A 725-nucleotide genomic window follows, 5' to 3' on the forward strand; every position below is an offset into this window, starting at 1 on the left:
ATCAGAAAAGTATGAATGAAGGTATCAAAAATAGAATGGTACCCGTAGGTACCATTACTTAAATACATGATTTAGCTCAGAGGACGCAGGTACGCTAAGAAACGTTTTTCCGCGCGTTTAAAGCACCAAAGAATGATAAACGTAAGCGACATATAGAAAAGTCCAGCCGTCAAGAACGACTCAAATGGTGCGTAATAACGAGAGTTAACTAAGCGCGCTGCACCAGTTAAGTCCACGATGGTTACGATCCCTGCAACCGCACTGCCGTGAAGCATGAAGATCACTTCATTAGAATAAGCAGGTAGTGCTCGGCGCAACGCACTTGGCAAGATGATGCGTTTGTAAGTCATAAATTTACTCATGCCATACGCTTTTGCGGCTTCCACTTCGCCTTTCGGCAAACCGTTAATCGCACCACGAATGATCTCTGCCGTATACGCTGATGTGTTTAGTACAAACGCAACAAGAGCACAAAACCACGCGTGTTCCCATAAGGTATCTTTCACTGGGAAAAACTGATCCATGCCATAGTAAATCAGATACAACTGAACAAGCAGTGGCGTTCCTCGGAAAAAGTAAATGAATCCCCAAGAAGGAAGGCTCAAAGCGTAGTTGGTACTGTTTCTCGCAATGGCGAGTGGAACTGAGACGCACAAGCCAATCACCAATGAAATGCCCACCAGCCAAACGGTCGTCCAAAGCCCTTGAAAGTAAACAGGGAAGCT

Annotated in this window: 1 protein-coding gene; it reads right to left on the reverse strand. The window is 45.2% G+C overall.

What is annotated here, in order from left to right; all coding sequences use genetic code 11:
- Window positions 1-71: 71 nt before the first annotated feature.
- Window positions 72-725 (reverse strand): ABC transporter permease (locus R7Z47_RS24810; RefSeq protein WP_318130757.1); only part of this gene is annotated, 654 nt, incomplete at its 5' end.

The organism is Vibrio sp. 1641 (assembly GCF_033339995.1).
GTDB lineage: Bacteria > Pseudomonadota > Gammaproteobacteria > Enterobacterales > Vibrionaceae > Vibrio > Vibrio alginolyticus.